Genomic DNA, 1,603 nt, shown 5'->3' on the forward strand with positions numbered 1-1,603 from the left:
ACCGGATGCAAATGCCACAGCGCCTCGCCGCTGCGGATTTCCGGCACTTCCTTCATCCACACCAGCGCATCAACGAATTCCCGATTGTAGCGCGCCAGGACCGGCTGATGTTTGGCCTGCTCGTCCAGCGCCATCTGCCACAGCGCCGACGTTCCGTCATGCAGCCATTCGCTGTGGTGCTTGACAATAAAACGCTGCACCTGGTTGCGGATATGCGATTGCCGGTTGTGCAGGAACTGCCACAGGCTGTCACCCAATCCCTTTGCGTCGCCGCCGGCCTCCATCTCCTTAAGCAGCCGCTGGTAGCCTTCGATATAGCTTAACGAATACATATCGCGGGTGTTCTGTTGCGCCAGCGCGGCGAGCCGCTGAAATCCCTGCCGCAGCCAGCCCTCCCGGGGCGTTTGTTGCAGGGTCTGCGGCGGCTCGTCCTGCTCCAGCAGGATAAAACCGCGCTTTTCCAGGTCATACTGGTTGACCACGGTCACGTCACCGGCGGCCAGCCAGGCTTTCTCCGCCGGAATGTCATACCACGCTTGGTCCCCGGACTTCTGCAAGCGGGTTTTGCTTCGCGGGGTAAAGCGTTCTTCCTCGGTGAGTACGAGGTCGTCGCCGATGGCGGACACCACAAAGGTATTTTCACGCTCATGGTGTAAATAGCGTGTCTTGCCCCGGGTGGAATGAATAAGCGGTTCCCCGGCGGTGACTCCGGCCCGGTTGGCCACAAAATCCGGCAGCCGGCGGTCCTGGCTGAACACCTCCAGGTGGCAGAAATGGTGCGGGTCGCTGAAGGGTGACTCCAGATAGCCGAGGTGACCGATAATCTCGCCGGCGCCCACCGGCAACAGGTGGTCGCCGGCCAGGGTGACCACCTTGTTAAACACGCCTTTTTTACGGGCGGTTTTCATCCAGCGGGGAAGCGCGCCCGTGCCGCCCCGGCGTTTAAGGTGCTTTTCTTGCCCCGATATCCAGCCGCTTTCCCCCGCCGCCAGCCCGCAGGCAACCCCGTCGGGCACGGTAATGACCCGTACGAACACAAACGGCAAGGCTTTGCCCTCCAGCAGAAAGGTCGCTTCTTCCAGGATTTCCACCGTGCTGTGACGAGGCAATTGCGTGGCGGTATCCTTTGGGGCGGGATAGCGGTAATGGACATCATAGTGAGTTTGCGCCCGCATTTTGTCACCGCCGGGCAGACCCTGACGCACCCAGCCGTGCGCGGGATTGTCCCGGCGGACTTTAAGCGCCGTGGCGGTCACCTCGGCGGTGACGCTGTCGCTCGCGCCATACACCGACAGCGGCGCCAGCTGCATCCACAGGGTGTAAAAATCCAGCCCGTGCGCCGGTTTGGCCTTATCAGGCGTGCAGGTGGCTTTCACCAGAATAAACGTCGTGCTGAATGTCAGGGATTTTTTGCCGTAAGCGGCGGTGCGGTAATCGTCATTAAGCCGGTAGGCCACGATATGGCCGTCGGTCATGCTTTTCAGGCCATGTCCCGCCGGGCCGTCAGGCCGGTAAACCGCATCGGGGGCGGCGCTGTCAAAGAGGTGGAGGCCGCCGTGCCAGTGGCCCTGCGACTTGAGCAGCCAAAATGCGTCGCCCTGCG

Annotated in this window: 1 protein-coding gene; it reads right to left on the minus strand. The window is 61.7% G+C overall.

Features of this window, described 5'->3' with window-relative positions; all coding sequences use genetic code 11:
* On the minus strand, positions 1-1,603 hold a 1,603-nt coding region (locus HB631_RS26730), incomplete at both ends, for a hypothetical protein (protein WP_213994203.1).

The sequence above is a fragment of the Sodalis sp. dw_96 genome, from assembly GCF_018449575.1.
Lineage (GTDB): Bacteria > Pseudomonadota > Gammaproteobacteria > Enterobacterales > Enterobacteriaceae > Acerihabitans.